Below are 16,668 nucleotides of genomic sequence, written 5' to 3'. Positions count from 1 at the left end.
CGCCGATCAATTCTCAGTCGGGCCAGGCAATGGGATTCCCCGTCGCTGGCCGGAGCTATGATGCGCGCAGCCGGCGCGTTGATGATCCGGCTCTACTGATACGATGCGCGTAGACCTGTTCGACTTCGACCTGCCCGAAGACCGGATTGCCTTGCGGCCCGCCGATCCGCGCGACGCTGCCCATATGCTGCTCGTGAGGCCGGGCGAGGCCCTCGGCGACGGGCGCGTCTCCGATCTGCCCGGCCTGTTGCGTCCGGGAGACGCATTGGTCTTCAACGACACCAAGGTGATCCCGGCGCAGCTTTCCGGCATTCGCCGGCGCGACGACGCCGCGGCCCAGGTCGACGCGACATTGCATATGCGTGTCGCCCCTGATCGCTGGCTGGCTTTCATGCGCCCCGCCAAGCGCGTCATGCCAGGCGATCGCATCCAGTTCGGTCATGGCGGCAATGCCTGTTTCCTCGGCACGCTCGACGCCACGGTCGCTGAAAAGCACGATGCCGGCGAGGTCCTGCTGGTCTTCGATCTCTCCGGACCTCTGCTCGACGAAGCACTGCACGCGGTCGGCCATGTCCCGCTGCCGCCCTACATCGCCTCGAAGCGCGCAGACGACGAGCGCGACCGCGACGACTACCAGACGATCTATGCACGCGAGGAGGGAGCCGTCGCCGCTCCGACTGCGGGTCTGCACTTCACGCCGGACCTGATGGCCCGCCTCGACCGGGCCGGCGTCGAACGGCACTTCGTCACGCTCCATGTCGGTGCCGGCACCTTTCTGCCGGTGAAGGCTGAGGACACGGCCGCGCACAAGATGCATGCGGAGACGGGCGTGGTGAGTGAAGCGACCGCTGCCGCATTGAACGCGGTCAGGCGAAAGGGCGGTCGCATCGTCGCCGTCGGCACCACTTCGCTGCGGCTCCTGGAAAGTGCGGCCAGGGACGACGGCACGATCCAGGCATGGTCGGGCGCGACCGACATCTTCATCACGCCGGGTTATCGGTTCCGCACGGCCGACCTGCTGATGACCAATTTCCATCTGCCGCGCTCGACCTTGTTCATGCTGGTCTCGGCCTTCTCCGGTCTCGACACGATGCGGGCGGCCTATGCCCATGCCATTCAAAACGGCTATCGTTTCTACTCCTATGGCGACGCAAGTCTGCTGTTCCGCAAGGAGGAGAGCGATGGATGACGATCTCGACACCATGGACCGCGCAGCATTGATCGCGGAGATCAGGAAATTGCGTGCAGGCATTCGCGAGCACCGCGACTCGACCGGCCATGACCTGTGCTGGCATCATCCTGATCTATGGGCCCTGCTGCCGGAGAAGACCGATCCGGCAATCGCCGTGCCGCCCTGGCCGAAATTCATGCGCGGCTGCATCCGCTACCGCCAATCGCTCGACCGGCAAGCCCCGGGCGCTCCCATTCATGACCAGGAATTCGATGGCTGACCAGTTTTCGTTTCGTCTCATCGCGACCGACGGCAAGGCGCGGCGCGGCGAAATCACCATGCCGCGCGGCACGGTGCGGACGCCGGCCTTCATGCCCGTCGGAACCGGCGGTACGGTGAAGGCCATGTATCTCGACCAGGTCCGGGCGCTCGGCTCGGACATCATCCTGGGCAATACCTATCACCTGATGCTTCGGCCGGGCGCCGAACGCATCGGGCGGCTGGGCGGCCTGCATGAATTCGCCCGCTGGCCTTACCCGATCCTGACCGATTCCGGCGGATTCCAGGTGATGTCGCTGGCGCAGCTGCGCAAGCTTTCCGAACAGGGCGTCACCTTCCGGTCCCACATCGACGGCGCCCCTTATGAGATGTCGCCGGAGCGTTCGATCGAAATCCAGGGCCTGCTCGATTCCGACATCCAGATGCAGCTCGACGAGTGCGTGGCGCTGCCGGCAAAGGAGAACGACGTCGAGCGCGCCATGGAGTTGTCGCTGCGTTGGGCCGAGCGCTGCAAGGCGGCCTTCGGCGACCAGCCAGGCAAGGCGATGTTCGGCATCGTCCAGGGCGGCGACGTCGCCCGGCTGCGCATCCGTTCCGCCCAGGCTCTCTCGGCAATGGGGCTGAAGGGTTACGCCGTCGGCGGTTTGGCGGTGGGCGAGCCACAGGCTGTGATGCTCGACATGCTGGAGGCCACATGTCCCGAGCTGCCGGCCGATAAGCCGCGCTATCTGATGGGGGTGGGCACGCCTGACGATATCCTCAAATCCGTGGCGCGGGGCATCGACATGTTCGACTGCGTCATGCCGACAAGGGCAGGGCGCCACGGCCTGGCCTATACGAAGCGCGGCAAGGTCAATCTGCGCAACGCCCGTCATGCCGAGGATCCGCGCCCACTGGACGAGGAAAGCGACTGCCCGGCCGCGCGCGACTATTCCCGCGCCTATCTGCACCATCTGGTGAAGTCGGGCGAGGCACTCGGCGCCATGCTGCTCACCTGGAACAATCTCGCCTATTATCAGCGTCTGATGCGGGACATCCGCGACGCGATCGAGGCGGAGGTGTTCGCTGAACGCTCCGCGCTCATCACCGAGGACTGGCAACGCGGCGACCTGCCGGCACGGTGAGCTTCGAGCGCGGAAGCCAGAAGGATATCGGCAAGAACTACGTGCTCAAGGTGTTGGATGCCCTCAGGCTGCAACCGGTGATGCGGAACGTGCCGTCGGGCTGGAGTTCGAGCGTATAGACCGCCTCATATTCCTTGCCGTCGGGTCCGGTGATCAACACCTGCTGGATGATCGATGTCGGGCTCGACTGCTCGACTTTGCCGAAGGCGTAGTTGCGCGGCCGACGCACCGGCATGTAGCCGTTGGTGACCATGTCCATGAAGCTCTCGACCGTGGGGAAGATACGCTTCACATTCGGCGCGGCGAAGGAATAGGCCAGCGCACCGTCGTCCGCGAGAAATGCCCTCAACTGGCTGTCGATCGTGGATTGGGCCGCTCTGACTTCGGCGTCCCCGGCCAGGCCCGGCACGGCCGACAGCAGGAGAATGGCGGCGGCAATCACGTAGCTGCGCATGGCCCAACTCCATTGTGCGGGCTCGGCTCGGCACGTCCGACGATAACATAACATACGGGCCGAAGTCCGAAACGGTTTCAGGGCCGGCCCTCGGCTTCCCGATGCAGTGGTGGTGGGGCCAAACGTTGTTTGGGTTTGAAGTTCCTTGCCGGCCATGCCATCAGAGGCCTTCGCATCCACCATATCGGCGCGGCCTCCTGCGGACCGCTGCAGAACCAGGGACAGGCCATGAAGGCGTTTTTCGTGCAGATCAAAACCGAACTGGGCAAGGCCTATGAGGTCGCGGCCGCGCTCGTCGATGCCGAGATCGCATCCGAGGTCTATTCGACGGCCGGCGACTACGACCTGCTGGTGAAGTTCTATGTCGACGAGAACGAGGATGTCGGTCATTTCGTCAACCAGAAGGTCCATTCGATTCCCGGAATCAAGGACACGTTCACCACGGTGACGTTCCGGGCGTTCTGACCGGCCCCGACATGTGCCGCAGCTGCAGGCATGGACTGCACCGATCGGCGATCTTCTGCCCATGCCCTGAGCACGGCTGAACTCTCGCGCAGCAACCATGCGATTGCGCTTGCTTTTCTTCTTCGACCCATCTTCAAATGGGGCCAAGAGGGAGTGCGCGCGTGGTTGCGTTCGACGAAATGAAGCCGGGCGATACCGGCCTTAGAAAGCCTTACTCGGCTTATGACAGCTGGCTTCAGGAGCAGGATCCGGCACGCCTCACCGAAAAGACCAGCGACGCCGAACGCGTCTTCCGCAAGACCGGCATCACCTTCGCCGTCTATGGCGAGGAGGAGGCGGCGGAACGGCTGATTCCCTTCGACATCGTACCGCGCATCATTTCGGGCTCGGAATGGCGCCGCCTCACCCAGGGCATCGAGCAGCGCGTACAGGCGCTGAACGCCTTTCTCGACGACATCTATCACCGCCAGGAGATCCTGCGCGCCGGGCGCATACCGAAGCAGCTCATCGCCGCGAACGAAGCCTTCCTGCCTGAAATGATCGGAGTGAGACCCCCGGCCGGCGTCTACACTCACATCATCGGGGTCGACATCGTCAGGACCGGCGAGAACGAGTTCTACGTGCTGGAGGACAATGCCCGCACTCCGTCGGGCGTCTCCTACATGCTGGAGAACCGCGAGACCATGATGCAGCTCTTCCCGGAGCTCTTCCAGCGCGTCAAGGTGCGGCCGGTCGAAAACTATCCCCAGCTCCTGCGCCAGTCGCTGGCAGCGGTGCGCCCGAACGGCGTGAAGGACGCGCCTTGCATCGCGGTGCTGACCCCCGGCAGTTTCAACTCGGCCTATTTCGAGCACGCCTTCCTCGCAGACCAGATGGGCGTGGAACTGGTCGAGGGTACTGATCTCCGAGTGGTCGACGGCCATGTCGCGATGCGCACCACGGAGGGCTACAAGCGCATCGATGTGCTTTACCGCCGTGTCGACGACGCGTTCCTCGATCCGCTCAGCTTCCGTCCGGATTCGGCGCTCGGCGTCGCCGGCATCATGGATGTCTACCGCGCGGGCAACATCACCATCGCCAATGCGCCCGGCACGGGAATCGCCGATGACAAGGCGATCTATTCCTACATGCCGGAAATCATCGAGTTCTACACCGGTCGCAAGGCGATCCTGGAGAACATCCGCACTTTCCGCTGCTCCGAACCCGACAACCTGAAATATGTGCTCGAGCATCTGGACGAACTTGTGGTGAAGGAGGTTCACGGTTCTGGCGGCTATGGCATGCTGGTCGGACCGACGGCATCGAAGAAGGAGCGCGAGGCTTTTGCGAAGAAGCTCGCCGCAAGGCCGTCCAACTACATCGCGCAGCCGACACTTTCGCTGTCGACCTGCCCCATCCTGACCGAGAAGGGCCTTGCGCCCCGTCACGTGGACCTGCGCCCCTTCGTGCTCGTCTCGGACCGTATCCAGATCGTGCCGGGCGGCTTGACGCGTGTCGCGCTCAAGGAAGGATCGCTGGTCGTCAACTCCTCGCAGGGCGGCGGCACCAAGGATACGTGGGTGTTGGATGACTAGAGACAGCGAATAGTGGGTAGCGAATAGCGAGTAGGGCAAGAGGAGGGTAGCAGAACCACGATGAAATCACTTCGCCTCTTCCCCTATTCGCTATTCGCTACTCGCTACTCGCTCTCTCCGATGGGTATCTGACATGCTCCTCGGACGCACCGCCAACGGCCTCTACTGGATGAACCGCTATATCGAGCGGGCGGAGAACATGGCCCGGCTGGTCGATGCCGGGCTCAGAATGGCCCTGACGCGCTCGCACAACGCCTCCGAGGAGTGGACGTCGGTCGTCATCAGCGCGGCCGCCGAAAAAGCCTTTTGCGAGAGACACAGCGAATATTCCGCCGCGACCGTCTCCGACTTCCTGCTTCGCGACATGAGTAACCCGTCGAGCGCCATGGCGGCCATGGAGACGGCCCGCATGAACGCGCGCATGGTGCGGACCGCGCTCACCCGCGAGACCTGGGAGAGCATCAACGAAGCCTGGATGGCGATGAAACGCATGCTCGCCGGGCCGATCGACGAGCGCGACCTGCCGAAGGCGCTCGACACGATCAAGCGCGAGACGGCTTTGATCCGCGGCGCATTTTACGGAACCATGCTGCGCAACGAGATCTTCGATTTCGCCCAGATCGGCACCTATGTCGAGCGAGCCGACAACACCGCCCGAATCCTCGACGTGAAATATTACGTGCTTCTGCCTTCGATCTCCTGGGTGGGATCGTCGCTCGACAACTACCAGTGGGAATCCATCCTGCGTTCGGTCGCGGCGCACCGGTCCTATCGCTGGGTCTACGAAGGCGACTACAAGCCGACCAACATCGCCGACTACCTGATCCTCAACGGCCGCATGCCGCGCTCGCTCACTTTCTGCTACCGCTTCATTGTCGAGCATCTCGGCTTCAGGGCAGCCGAATACGGGTTGAGGCTGCCATGCCACGGAACTGCGGAGAAGACGCTGACCCAGCTCAAGAGCAGCGAGATCAAGGAGATCTTCGACACCGGCCTGCACGAGTTCCTCGACGCCTTTGTCAGGAGCAACAACCGCTTCGGCGAGGAGATCGCTGCGGACTATCGGTTCTATTAGCGGAGGCTCTTCGACATGCGTCTCAAGATCACGCACCGCACCGAGTACCGCTACGACGTTCCGATCCTCTACGCGCTGCAGCGGCTGCGGCTTGTGCCGTTGGCCGGGCCGACACAGATCATCGGGCATTGGAACCTCTCGATCGACGGCGCGCGCGAGGAGCTTCGCTTCATCGACCATTTCGGCAACGACACCCGGCTGATCAGCGTCGAGGGAGAGCCGCACGTCATCAGCGTCGAAGCCTCCGGCGAGGTCGAGACATCAGACAAGGCCGGTGTCACCGGCCCACATCGCGGCTTCACGCCGCTCTGGCTGTTCGCACGGGAGACGCCGCTGACCGAGGCCGGACAAGGCATAGCGGCGCTCGCCGGCGAGACAGGATCGAGCGGCGGCCAGATCGACCGGCTACACCGACTGATGGGTCTGATCGGCGAGCATGTGAAATACGTGCCGGGCAGCACCGACGCGGCGACGCCGGCGGAGGGCGCGCTCGCCCAGAAGACCGGCGTCTGCCAGGATCACGCTCACATCTTCATCGCCGCAGCACGCCATCTCGGCTATCCCGCGCGCTACGTCAGCGGCTATCTGATGATGGAAGGGACGAGCGAGCAGGCGGCAAGCCACGCCTGGGCCGAAGCGCATGTCGACAATCTCGGCTGGGTGGCATTCGACGCCGCCAACGGCATCTCGCCGGACGAGCGTTACGTAAGGCTGGCCACTGGCCGTGACTATCGCGAGGCTGCGCCCGTCTCCGGAATTCTGTTGGGGCAGGCCGAAGAACGCCTTGCAGTCCGCATAACCGTAGAGCAGTAATTGCCCCGGCCGCGACTATTTCAGACGGAATGCGATGACCTATTGCGTTGGGCTCAAGATCGACCGGGGACTGGTGTTCATGTCGGACACCCGCACCAATGCCGGCATCGATTCCATATCGACCTTCCGCAAGATGCATGTGTGGGAGGAACCCGGAGAGCGCCTGATCGTGCTCATGTCCGCCGGGAACCTCGCTACCACGCAGGCCGTCGTCAGCCTGCTCGACGAGCGTACGAAGGCGGTTTCCGAGAGGGCACCGACGCTCTTGGAGACGCCGTCCATGTATCAGACGGCCAGGCTCGTCGGGAACACGGTCAAGGAGGTCATTGCCAGTTCCTCGCCGGACGGACAGAGGGCGGATGCCGCCTTCAACGCATCCTTCATTCTCGGCGGCCAGATCCGGGGCAGCGAGCCTCGCCTGTTCATGATCTATCCGGAAGGCAACTTCGTCGAAGCGAGTGACGACACGCCGTTTTTCCAGATCGGGGAGACGAAATACGGCAAGCCGATCATCGTGAGGGCCTTTGACCGCCAGATGAGCTTCGCCGAGACCGCCAAGCTGCTGATGGTCTCGTTCGATTCCACCTTGCGCTCCAACCTTTCCGTCGGCCTGCCGCTCGACCTCCTATTCTACGAGCGCGACAGCTTCGCCGTGAAGCTGAAGAAGCGCATCAGCCAGGACGATCCCTATTACAGGACCGTGACGGAGGGGTGGTCAGACGCCCTGAAGTCCGCTTTCGCGAGCCTGCCGGATTTCCCGGAATAAAGGTTTGTTCGGTCGTTATGGCTGGTTGCCTTTGACAAGAGACGCTGGATCGCGGTGGCGAAGTACGCTATAGATATTTCACGCGTTAATTAAATCGATCCAGGAACGGTCTCATCGACCGAATGAAGGGAGGGAGGTGAAGACATGCACGGTAACGATTTCCGCAATTGGTCGAGGAGGGCCGCTGACTGGGGCGCGGACTACAGGCAGGGCCTGCGCGATCGCCCCGTCCGGCCACGCACCCAACCGGGTGATATTGCTGCTTTGATCGAGACCTCCCCGCCGGAACAGGCCGAGCCTATGGAAAGGATCTTCGCCGATTTCGAGCAGAAGATCGTCCCGGGCATGACGCACTGGCAGCATCCCCGCTTCTTCGCCTACTTCCCCGCCAATTCCGCACCCGTGTCAGTCGTTGCGGAATATCTGGTCACGACGATGGCTGCCCAATGCATGCTCTGGCAGACCTCGCCTGCCGCGACCGAACTCGAGACTGTGATGATCGACTGGCTGCGCCAGGCGCTCGGCCTGCGGCAAGGCTTCTCGGGCGTCATCCAGGACTCGGCGTCGTCTGCAACCCTTGCAGCCGTCCTCACCATGCGGGAGCGCGCCTTGTCCTGGCAGGGAAACGCCAAGGGCCTGGCGGGGCAGAGGCCGGTGCGGATATACTCGTCGGATCAGGTACATACTTCGGTCGACAGGGCAATCTGGGTCTCCGGCGTAGGCGCCGACAACCATGTCCGCATCCCGACGGCCGGCCGCTGGCGGGGCATCGACGTCGATGCGCTGGAGCGGGCGATCCTCGCCGACAGGGCGGCCGGCCTCCTGCCTGCCGGGATCGTCGCCTGCGTGGGCGGAACCAGCGTGGGCGGCACCGACGACATCAGCGCCGTGACGGCGCTGGCGAAACGTGAAGGCCTCTACGTCCATGTCGACGCCGCCTGGGCCGGCGCCGCGATGATCTGCCCGGAGTTCCGGCATTTCTGGGCGGGAGTGGACGAAGCGGATTCGATCGTCTTCAACCCGCACAAATGGCTCGGCGCACAGTTCGACTGTTCGGTGCAGTTCGTCCGCGATCCCGAAAGCCTGGTGAAGACACTTGCCATCCAGCCGGAATATCTCAAGACACATGGCAAGGACGGCATAGTCAACTATTCGGAGTGGTCCGTGCCGCTCGGCCGCCGGTTCCGCGCCCTGAAGCTGTGGTTCCTGCTGCGCGCGCATGGCCTCGAAGGGCTGCGGACGATGATCCGCAACCATGTCGCCTGGAGTGCCGCGCTGGCAGGCCGCCTCGCGGAGAAGCCCGGCTTCGAGATCGTAACGGAGCCGATGCTGTCGCTGTTCTCGTTTCGGCATGCGCCGAATCCCGGCGAGGATGCGGACGCCCACAATCTGCGGCTGGTCAACGAAATCAATGATGATGGCCGCATCTATCTGACGCAGACTCGCGTCGATGGAAAAGTGGCTGTCCGTTTCCAGGCAGGCCAGTTCGAAGCGACCGAAGCCGATGTCGACGCCGCATTCGACGTGATCGTCGAGGTGGCGGCAAGGTTGGGCAAAGGCTGATCTCCGCGAGTTCGGCGGCACCGATCCGCATCCCCGGGCTTGCGCGGGGCTCAGTTCCCAAGTGCCTGCTTCAGCCGGTCATGGGTCGGCGCGAGTGTGCCCGCAAGGAGGCCGGGGCCGTCCGGTCGTCGGCGAGCGGATGCAGAAGCGCGCCGATGAGCCGGGCCTGTTGAGCGGCAATGCGTGCGGCCTCGGCATCATGTATGAAGCCTGCCAAAGCGCCTCGCCGTCCTCTTGACGCATAACCTCGCTCGATGTCCGTGCTGTCAACGACCCTCTTGAGACCAGCTTTGTGACACAATGGAGTCAAGCCAAGGCCGCACGCACGGCATGCAGGGCGGCGAGCGCGGTTCGGGTGCGCTGCGCGCTCACGAATTCCGGCCAGCTCGACAACACCACTGCGCCGAAGGACGCCTCGGGGTCGAGATAGATCATCTGCCCGAACACGCCGCGCGCCATGTAGGCGCGCCGTTCGCCGTCTTCGATCCAGAACTGGTTGTGATAGGCGCCTTTGGGCAGCACGTCGTGATAGACGCCGCCGAACCGGTCGGCGCGCGCGCCCGCCCGTGTCTCCGCGAGCCAGTCCGCGGGCACGATGTGCCGCCCGTTGATCCGGCCGTTGTCGAGATGCATGAGGGCGAAACGGGCATAATCCCGAAGCGTCGCGTTGAAGCCGCCATCGGCGAGCCCGTATCCTGCCGGATCGATGGTGAAATAGGCGTCCTCCTCCGCCCCCATCGGCGCCCACAACTCCCGGCTGACGAGTTCGGCGATCGAGGTTCCCGCGGCCCTCTGCAGGACGAAAGCGAGCACGTCGGTTTCGATCGACCGATAGCGGAAGGAGGCGCCGTGCGGGCATTCCGCTTCCGTGAGGCCGAGGATGAGCTGCCACACCGTTCCGGGCCAGGATGGGTCGGAACTGTCCTTCCAGCCGGAGGCGACATCGAGCCGGGCCATATGGGAATCGAGCGCGGTATAGGTTTCGTCAAACAGGACGCCGCTGGTCATGTCGAGCACATGTTGCACGGTCGCACCGCGGTAGGCCGTCGCTTCGAGTTCCGGCAGGTAGGCGGTGACCGGCGCCGCCGGATCGACCACGCCACGGCCAGCGAGGATGCCGGCAACCGTGCCGACGATCGATTTCGCCACCGACTGGGACAAATGAGGCGTTCGCGCCGTCATGCCGTTGAGATATCGCTCGGCGACGACCGCGCCGCGATGCAGGACGAGGAAACCATCGGCATAGCTCGTGCGCAGGAACGTCTCGATCGTCTCGTAGCGCCCGTCGATGTCGAAGCCGACATCATCGATGTCGCGCAGCGCGACGGGCAGGGGCGACGCAGGCCCTTCACCGCGCCACACCTGCGCGGTCGGCAGCAAGTGGCGCACGTGCTGGAAGGTCCAGCGGTTCCAGGGGGCGCGATCCCATTCCGCGCGCGGAATGACCGGCGCGCCGGAGGCTGTCGGATCGCGGAAGTGGGAAACGCCGTCGCTGCTCATGCCGTGTTCTTTCGCTGGAGGTTGTCGAGCGAGGTTCAGTTTTTGCGGCGCAGATAGCTGCCGCCGACGAACTCCCCGAACAGGTTGCCGAGATCGCTCATCATCGAGAAGTTGCGCTTGGCCTTCGGACCGAGCTTGATGGCGACGGTGTCGATCAGCAGGTTCAGGATCACACTGAGGCTCGCGGTCGAATCCCAGAACGTCTTCACATGCGTATGCGCCTCGAAGACGAAACGCGTATAGGCGTAGGCCCAATGGCTGAACTTGTCGGTCACGATGACGAGCGGCAGGTCGAGAGACTTCAGCTTTTCGACGAGCCTTATGCCCCGCGTCGCATAGGTGGCCGTGTCCACCAGCACGACCAGACTGTGCTTGGGATCGGCGTTGACGATCTCGCCGAAGGTTCCGCTGGCATTGTCGATGAAGACGACATTGGGCCGGGCCCAGAGCAGGCGGCTGGCGAAATCCATGGCGAGCCCCTTTGAAGCCTGGAATCCGACGACGTAGATCGTGCGTGTCGTCGCCAACGCCTCGGTCGCCTCCTCCCAAACCTCGGTCGCGGTCAAAGCATAGGCCTTGACGATTGCGTCGAGCTCCAGGCGCAGGCTCTCCTGCAAGACCTGTTGCCGGCCGTTCCGTACCTGGAAACGGGTCATGTAGTCGTCGATGTCACTGTCCTTGTCGGCCGTGGCGTCGCGCAGCCGGTTCTTGAGGTCTCGTAGATTGTCGAAGCCGAGGCCGCGGATGAAGCGCGTCACGGTCATCTCGCTCACGCCGACGGCCTGGGCGATGCTCGTGCCGGTTTCGAACGGCAGGATATGGATGTTGTCGAGCAGATGTGCTGCTAGGCTCTGTTCCGATGGCGAGAACGTATCCATGCGTGCGCGCAGGAGCTCCTCGATGTCGATCTTGCTCCACTCGCTGCGTGGTTTCGTCGACGTGCCGTCTCGCGTCTTGCTCAAAGCTCTTTATCCCTGGTGATTGCCGGCATGCACCGGGGCCGCCCCTGGCTCCATATGCCTGGGCCGTCGCTCAATTCCTCTTCGAACTCGCGGGCGAGGGCAAGCAACAGATCCTCACGCCCAAAGCGTGCGGCGAACTGGACGCCGATCGGCAGTCCGTTGCGGGTGCGGCCGGTCGGCAGAGATATCGCCGGTTGGCCGGTCGCGTTGAACAATGCCGTGAAAGTCTCTTTCGGCTCCAGATCCGCGAAGACGTCGTCCACGTCAATGCCCGGTCGGGCCGGATCATATGTCCCCAACGGCTCGGGTGGAATGACACTGGTCGGGGTGAGCAGCAGATCGTAGCGCTCGAAGAACCTGCCGATTTCCCTGGTCAGCGCATCATAGACACCAAGCGCCGTCATGAACTGCGCGCCGCTTAGTGTCAGCCCGTGGCGATAGAGCGCGAGCACACTTGCGCCAAGCGTCCCATTGTCGATCTCTCGTCCCATTCGTGCGGCCATCAAAGGCAAGCCGGCCGCGCTATCGGCCGCCCAGATGGACTTCTGCGCGGCCAGGAAGGTAATATAGTCGAACGAAGGCGCGGCGATGTCCACGTAGTGCCCCAGGCGCTCCAGCCTGGCGCCGGTCGCAGCCACCACCGCCGCCACCTCAGGATCGACCGTCGTCTCCGACCAGGACCGCGTAACGAGCGCGATGCGCAACCGCTTCGGTGGCCGGGTGATCGCTTCGAGATAGGCACCTTCCGGTCGGACGATCTCGTAGCCGTCGCCCGCATCCGGGCCGTGACAGAGGTCGAGCAGAAGGGCCGTGTCGCGCACCGAGCGTGTGAGCATGAAGCCTGTCGCCAGCCCGAGGAGCGGCGCGTTCGATCCGGGCGAGCCGGTGATACGGCCGCGCGACGGCTTCAGCCCGATCAGTCCGCAGAACGACGCCGGGTTTCGGATCGACCCGCCGCCGTCGCTGCCCTGCGCAAAAGGAACAATGCCTGCCGCAACGGCCGCTGCCGCCCCGCCGCTCGATCCCGAGACGCCGAGCGCCGTATCCCAAGGGTTGCGGGTCGCGCCGTAGAGCAGCGTCTCGGTCGTGGCCGGCACGCCGAACTCCGAACTGGTCGTCCGGCCAACATTGAAGAGCCCCGCCTTGCGCAGGCGTGTCCAATAGCAGGCGTCGTGGGGGGTTCGGAAACCCTGGGCGAGGCGACTCCCGAACTCGGCCGGCCGGCCGGCCTCGACCGGAAAATCCTTCGTCAGGGTCGGGATGCCGTGAAGCGGCCCGCCGAGCGGAGCGGACGGAAGGGCCTCGAGCGCGTCGCGGTAGAGTTCGACAACGGCATTGATCTCGGGGTTGACCGCAGCGACGGCTGCCTGCACGCACACGCCCAATTCGTTGGGCGTGACCTCGCCCCTGGCGAGCAACTCGGCAAGACCGGTTCCGTCATAGGTCACATATTCGTCGAGACGCATTGATCACACCGTTGCGGGAACTGGATGGGAGACAGGCAACAGCTGCGTGAGCGAGCCGACCAGTTCCTGGGTGTAGGGAGCCTGAGGGGTGGTCAGGACCTGGCGCGCCGGCCCGCTCTCCACGACACGTCCGGTCTTGAATACATAGACGCGCTGGCAGAAGCTGCTCACCACTGAAAGATCATGGGAGATATAGAGCAAAGTAAGGGACCGTTCACGCTGCAGGCGGACCAGAAGCTCCAGGATCTGTGCCTGCGTAGTCACGTCGAGCGCCGAAGTGATCTCGTCCGCGATGAGGATTTCAGGCTGCAGCGCGAGCGCCCGGGCCAGTCCGACGCGCTGGCACTGCCCGCCGGAAAGCTGGCGCGGCTTGCGCTCGCGCAGCGCAGCGGGAAGCTCGACCATGTCGAGCAGTTCGTCGGCCTGATTCCTCGCCGCCCGGCGATCGGCAAGGCCGTGCCTCCAGATTGGTTCGGCGACAGCCTCCGCGATCGTCATGCGCGGATTGAGGGAGTCATAGGGGTTCTGGAACACCATCTGCACGCGGCGCCGGAAGCGTAGCAGCCCTTCGCCGCCGAGCGCATGGACATCCTGCCCGTCAAGGCGGATCGTGCCGTTGCTCGGCCGGTTCTGCCGGATGATAGTTCGGGCGAGGGTGCTTTTGCCCGATCCGCTTTCACCGACGATCCCGACCGTTTCGCCGGCAGCGACCTGGAGTTCGATACCGTCGAGCGCGAGGAAGGAGCCACCGCTCAATCCACCGGCCAGGCTGCCCTTGACGGGGAAGGAAACGGAGAGCTTCTCGACGCTGAGCAAGGGTGCCGCATACTCTGCCGCCGGCCGGGAAGGGAGGCCGCGACGGCCGGGCTGGGACTCTATCAGCAGCTTCGTATAGGGGTGCCGCGGGCGATGGATCACGTCGTCGATCGGACCTTGCTCAACCACTTCACCGTGCCGCATGACGACCACGCGGGAGCAGATGTCGGCGATCACGCCGAGATCGTGCGAGACCAGGATGATGGCGAGCCCGTGCCGCTGGTTGAGATCCTTGAGCAGTTTCAGGATGCGCGCCTGGACGGTCACGTCGAGCGCCGTCGTGGGCTCGTCGGCGATGAGAAGCTTCGGACCGCAGCCGATCGCCGCAGCGATCATGGCGCGTTGTTTCATGCCGCCGGAGAACTCATGCGGATAGGAACTGGCGCGCGCCTCCGGCTCGCGGATGCCGATATCGTCCAGCAGTTCGACCGCGCGCTGCAGCCCCTCACGCCGGCTGATGCCGAGGTGGCGCACCACAGGCGCGGCGACCTGGTTGCCGATACGGCGAAGCGGATCGAGATGCGAGCCCGGATTCTGGAAGATCATGGCCATGTCACGGCCACGAATGCCGCACCAGTCGCGCTCGCCGAGATCGAGCAGATCGCGTCCTTCGAGGCTTATCCGCCCGGCAACCGCCGCGGTCGCGGGGAGCAGTCCCATCAGCGCCCGGCAGGTTATCGATTTGCCCGAGCCGCTTTCGCCGACGATCCCGAGAATTTCGCCGGCGCCCAAGGCGAAGGAAACGCCCCTGACCGTCGGGACCCGGCCGAAGCCGATCGAGAGGTTTTCGACTTGCAGCAATGACGGCTCCACGCTCGATTTTTCGGTCATGCTGCAGCCTGTCGGCGTTGCATCTGGCCGAGCCCGTCGCCCAGAAAGGCGAAGCCAAGGCCAAGCGAGATGGCAGCGAGCCCCGGAAACAGACAGATCCACCAGGCTTGCTGTACGAAAGCCTGACCGTCCGCGATCATCACGCCCCATTCGGCCGTTGGCGGCTGCGCACCCATGCCGAGAAAACCGAAGGATGCCCCGGCCAGCATCACCAGCACGGCATCGCTGACGGCATAGGCGATGACTGGCCCGATGACGTTCGGCAAGACATGGCGCAGCAGGATGGCGCGCCGCGGATAACCGAGGCATTGAGCGGCCTGGATATATTCGCTCTCGCGTACGGTCAGCACCTCGGCCCGCACGAGACGCGCATAACTCACCCAGCCCACCAGGGCGAGCGCGATCACGAAATTCACGAGGCCGGGCCCGAGCACGCCGACGATGGCAAGCACCAGGACGAAGAACGGGAACGCGACCGTGAGATCGTAGAGGCGCATGAAGACACCGTCGGTGAGACCGCCGAAATAGCCACTGGCGAGACCCACCGCCGTTCCGATGAGGAGCGGCGGCAGCACGCCCATGACACAGAGGAACAGGTCGACGCGCGCAGCGAATAGCACACGCGAGAAGACGTCGCGACCGACCTGATCCGTCCCGAACCAATGCCCGGCGCTCGGCGGGGCGAGCATGTTGAGGATATCCACCGCATCGGGTTCATAAGGGGCGATCAAGGGGGCCGAGAGCGCCAGAAACAGCCATCCTCCCAGTAGGGCGATCGCCACCGCCATGGTGAATGCCGGGCGGGCACGGTGCGGCAAGGCTTCAGGCAAGGCATTCGACATCGCTGCTTTCCTCAGAAGCGGACGCGCGGATCGATGAAGGCCGTGATGATGTCGACGACCAGGGTGATGACGACGGTCGCAACCGCGAAGATCAGGGTGAGGCCTTGCACCACATAATAGTCCCGCCCTAGCAACGCGCTGATCATCAGGGAACCCAGGCCGGGTACGGCATAGACCGTCTCCACTATGATGGCGCCGCCGATCATGAAAGCCACCATGACGCCGAACAGGTTGAGCGTGGGCAGGACGGCGTTGGGCAGGATGGTACCCCAGAAGATCTCTCTTTCGCTGGCGCCCTGAGCCCGCGCGGCCGTCACGAAATCCGCGGTCGCGCGCTCGATCAGCGCGGCTCGCAAGCTCTGGGTCAGCACCGGCACGAGCCAGATCGCGGTCGAGAGCGCTGGCAGAAAAAGGTGATGCAGATGACCGAAGAAGCCTTGCCCGTAGCCTGAGACGGGAAACCAGCCGAGCGCGACGCCGAAGAGGCGCAACATCATGATGCCGAGCCAGAAGACGGGTATCGTGAGTCCCGCGATGCCGAGCACACGGATGATCTGGTCGGCCGTTCCGCCGGGGCGGCGGGCGCTGGTGATCGCAAGCACGATAGTGGGCGGCACTGTAAGACAGACGACATAGCCGGTCAGGAACAAGGTCGGCCACATGAAACGCTGGATGAGTTCGCCGACCGGCCGCTGGAAGCGAAGCGACTGGCCGAGATCTCCGCCGAGGAGATTGAGGACATAGGTGACGAACTGCCGCCACAGCGGCAGGTCCAGTCCGTACTGCACGCGGATCGCAGCCACCGTTTCCGCACTCGCGCGGTCTCCGGCGAGTAGACGCGCCGGGTCGCCCGGTGCCATGTGCAGCAGCAGGAACGTCACCACCGAGATGCCGGCCAACACGCCGAACAACTGCGGTAGCCGGCGGACAAGGATTGGTAGGAAGCTCATCCGATCCTCCGGATATC

At 64.1% G+C, this 16,668-nt stretch carries 16 protein-coding genes; 9 read left to right on the top strand and 7 right to left on the bottom strand.

Features of this window, described 5'->3' with window-relative positions; translation table 11 throughout:
• Nucleotides 1–103: 103 nt before the first annotated feature.
• From queA to tgt, 3 genes are read left to right on the top strand one after another with little or no spacing between them, the layout of a single operon-like run.
• Nucleotides 104–1,189 carry a tRNA preQ1(34) S-adenosylmethionine ribosyltransferase-isomerase QueA gene (gene queA, locus JN302_RS24340; protein ID WP_202329427.1) on the top strand — a complete coding sequence of 362 codons (1,086 nt, stop codon included), beginning with the start codon at nucleotides 104–106 and terminating at the stop codon, nucleotides 1,187–1,189.
• A complete protein-coding gene (locus JN302_RS24335) occupies nucleotides 1,182–1,451 on the top strand; it encodes a hypothetical protein (RefSeq protein WP_202329426.1) in 270 nt (89 codons plus the stop codon). Before queA ends, JN302_RS24335 begins: the two co-directional genes overlap by 8 nt.
• A complete protein-coding gene (tgt, locus tag JN302_RS24330; protein ID WP_202329425.1) occupies nucleotides 1,444–2,574 on the top strand; it encodes a tRNA guanosine(34) transglycosylase Tgt in 1,131 nt (376 codons plus the stop codon). Before JN302_RS24335 ends, tgt begins: the two co-directional genes overlap by 8 nt.
• Before the next feature lie 37 nt (nucleotides 2,575–2,611).
• Here tgt and JN302_RS24325 read toward each other — a convergent pair whose 3' ends face one another.
• Nucleotides 2,612–3,028 (bottom strand): DUF4864 domain-containing protein, encoded by a 417-nt coding sequence (locus tag JN302_RS24325; RefSeq protein WP_202329424.1) that lies wholly within the window; start codon nucleotides 3,026–3,028, stop codon nucleotides 2,612–2,614.
• Between the two features lie 228 nt (nucleotides 3,029–3,256).
• Between JN302_RS24325 and JN302_RS24320 the strand changes: the two genes are divergently transcribed.
• From JN302_RS24320 to JN302_RS24295, 6 genes are all read left to right on the top strand, one after another.
• Complete coding sequence (locus JN302_RS24320; protein WP_202315012.1) at nucleotides 3,257–3,493, top strand: Lrp/AsnC ligand binding domain-containing protein; 237 nt, start codon at nucleotides 3,257–3,259, stop codon at nucleotides 3,491–3,493.
• A 161-nt stretch (nucleotides 3,494–3,654) separates the two neighbouring features.
• A complete protein-coding gene (locus tag JN302_RS24315) occupies nucleotides 3,655–5,067 on the top strand; it encodes a circularly permuted type 2 ATP-grasp protein (RefSeq protein ID WP_202305943.1) in 1,413 nt (470 codons plus the stop codon).
• Between the two features lie 133 nt (nucleotides 5,068–5,200).
• The gene (locus JN302_RS24310) at nucleotides 5,201–6,142 is read left to right on the top strand and encodes an alpha-E domain-containing protein (protein WP_202305942.1); all 942 of its coding nucleotides are present in this window, start codon (nucleotides 5,201–5,203) and stop codon (nucleotides 6,140–6,142) included.
• A gap of 15 nt (nucleotides 6,143–6,157) precedes the next feature.
• Entirely contained in the window at nucleotides 6,158–6,955 is a 798-nt protein-coding gene (locus JN302_RS24305; protein WP_202329423.1) for a transglutaminase family protein, read from the top strand.
• A 34-nt stretch (nucleotides 6,956–6,989) separates the two neighbouring features.
• Nucleotides 6,990–7,721: a proteasome-type protease gene (locus JN302_RS24300; protein ID WP_202329422.1), complete on the top strand. Its 732-nt coding sequence runs from the start codon at nucleotides 6,990–6,992 to the stop codon at nucleotides 7,719–7,721.
• A 144-nt stretch (nucleotides 7,722–7,865) separates the two neighbouring features.
• Nucleotides 7,866–9,284 carry a pyridoxal phosphate-dependent decarboxylase family protein gene (locus tag JN302_RS24295; protein WP_202329421.1) on the top strand — a complete coding sequence of 473 codons (1,419 nt, stop codon included), beginning with the start codon at nucleotides 7,866–7,868 and terminating at the stop codon, nucleotides 9,282–9,284.
• Between the two features lie 306 nt (nucleotides 9,285–9,590).
• Here the strand turns inward: JN302_RS24295 and JN302_RS24290 are convergent, their stop codons facing one another.
• The 6 genes from JN302_RS24290 to JN302_RS24265 all read right to left on the bottom strand — a co-directional run bounded on the left by JN302_RS24290 (nucleotide 9,591) and on the right by JN302_RS24265 (nucleotide 16,651).
• Nucleotides 9,591–10,784: a serine hydrolase domain-containing protein gene (locus tag JN302_RS24290; RefSeq protein ID WP_202329420.1), complete on the bottom strand. Its 1,194-nt coding sequence runs from the start codon at nucleotides 10,782–10,784 to the stop codon at nucleotides 9,591–9,593.
• A gap of 35 nt (nucleotides 10,785–10,819) precedes the next feature.
• The gene (locus JN302_RS24285) at nucleotides 10,820–11,746 is read right to left on the bottom strand and encodes a MurR/RpiR family transcriptional regulator (protein ID WP_244741992.1); all 927 of its coding nucleotides are present in this window, start codon (nucleotides 11,744–11,746) and stop codon (nucleotides 10,820–10,822) included.
• A complete protein-coding gene (locus JN302_RS24280) occupies nucleotides 11,743–13,212 on the bottom strand; it encodes an amidase (protein ID WP_244845865.1) in 1,470 nt (489 codons plus the stop codon). Before JN302_RS24280 ends, JN302_RS24285 begins: the two co-directional genes overlap by 4 nt.
• A 3-nt stretch (nucleotides 13,213–13,215) precedes the next feature.
• Nucleotides 13,216–14,859 (bottom strand): dipeptide ABC transporter ATP-binding protein, encoded by a 1,644-nt coding sequence (locus JN302_RS24275; protein WP_202329419.1) that lies wholly within the window; start codon nucleotides 14,857–14,859, stop codon nucleotides 13,216–13,218.
• Nucleotides 14,856–15,647, bottom strand: coding sequence for an ABC transporter permease (locus JN302_RS24270; RefSeq protein ID WP_446720768.1), 792 nt, complete (start codon nucleotides 15,645–15,647; stop codon nucleotides 14,856–14,858). Before JN302_RS24270 ends, JN302_RS24275 begins: the two co-directional genes overlap by 4 nt.
• A gap of 65 nt (nucleotides 15,648–15,712) precedes the next feature.
• On the bottom strand, nucleotides 15,713–16,651 hold the full coding sequence (locus JN302_RS24265; RefSeq protein ID WP_202329417.1) for an ABC transporter permease: 939 nt from the start codon (nucleotides 16,649–16,651) through the stop codon (nucleotides 15,713–15,715).
• Nucleotides 16,652–16,668 lie beyond the last annotated feature (17 nt).

It is taken from the genome of Mesorhizobium sp. L-8-3, from assembly GCF_016756615.1.
Taxonomy (GTDB): domain Bacteria; phylum Pseudomonadota; class Alphaproteobacteria; order Rhizobiales; family Rhizobiaceae.
The sequence above is the reverse complement of the archived record's forward strand: the minus strand, read 5'-3'. Positions and strand labels throughout refer to the sequence as shown.

Coding starts and splice junctions, on each gene's coding strand:
- JN302_RS24290 (WP_202329420.1), bottom strand. CDS start 10,784: ATGAGCAGCGACGGCGTTTCCCACTTCCGCGATCCGACAGCCTCCGGC.
- JN302_RS24270 (WP_446720768.1), bottom strand. CDS start 15,647: ATGGCGGTGGCGATCGCCCTACTGGGAGGATGGCTGTTTCTGGCGCTC.
- tgt (WP_202329425.1), top strand. CDS start 1,444: ATGGCTGACCAGTTTTCGTTTCGTCTCATCGCGACCGACGGCAAGGCG.
- JN302_RS24280 (WP_244845865.1), bottom strand. CDS start 13,212: ATGCGTCTCGACGAATATGTGACCTATGACGGAACCGGTCTTGCCGAG.
- JN302_RS24320 (WP_202315012.1), top strand. CDS start 3,257: ATGAAGGCGTTTTTCGTGCAGATCAAAACCGAACTGGGCAAGGCCTAT.
- JN302_RS24325 (WP_202329424.1), bottom strand. CDS start 3,028: ATGCGCAGCTACGTGATTGCCGCCGCCATTCTCCTGCTGTCGGCCGTG.
- JN302_RS24295 (WP_202329421.1), top strand. CDS start 7,866: ATGCACGGTAACGATTTCCGCAATTGGTCGAGGAGGGCCGCTGACTGG.
- JN302_RS24275 (WP_202329419.1), bottom strand. CDS start 14,859: ATGACCGAAAAATCGAGCGTGGAGCCGTCATTGCTGCAAGTCGAAAAC.
- JN302_RS24310 (WP_202305942.1), top strand. CDS start 5,201: ATGCTCCTCGGACGCACCGCCAACGGCCTCTACTGGATGAACCGCTAT.
- queA (WP_202329427.1), top strand. CDS start 104: ATGCGCGTAGACCTGTTCGACTTCGACCTGCCCGAAGACCGGATTGCC.
- JN302_RS24335 (WP_202329426.1), top strand. CDS start 1,182: ATGGATGACGATCTCGACACCATGGACCGCGCAGCATTGATCGCGGAG.
- JN302_RS24300 (WP_202329422.1), top strand. CDS start 6,990: ATGACCTATTGCGTTGGGCTCAAGATCGACCGGGGACTGGTGTTCATG.
- JN302_RS24305 (WP_202329423.1), top strand. CDS start 6,158: ATGCGTCTCAAGATCACGCACCGCACCGAGTACCGCTACGACGTTCCG.
- JN302_RS24265 (WP_202329417.1), bottom strand. CDS start 16,651: ATGAGCTTCCTACCAATCCTTGTCCGCCGGCTACCGCAGTTGTTCGGC.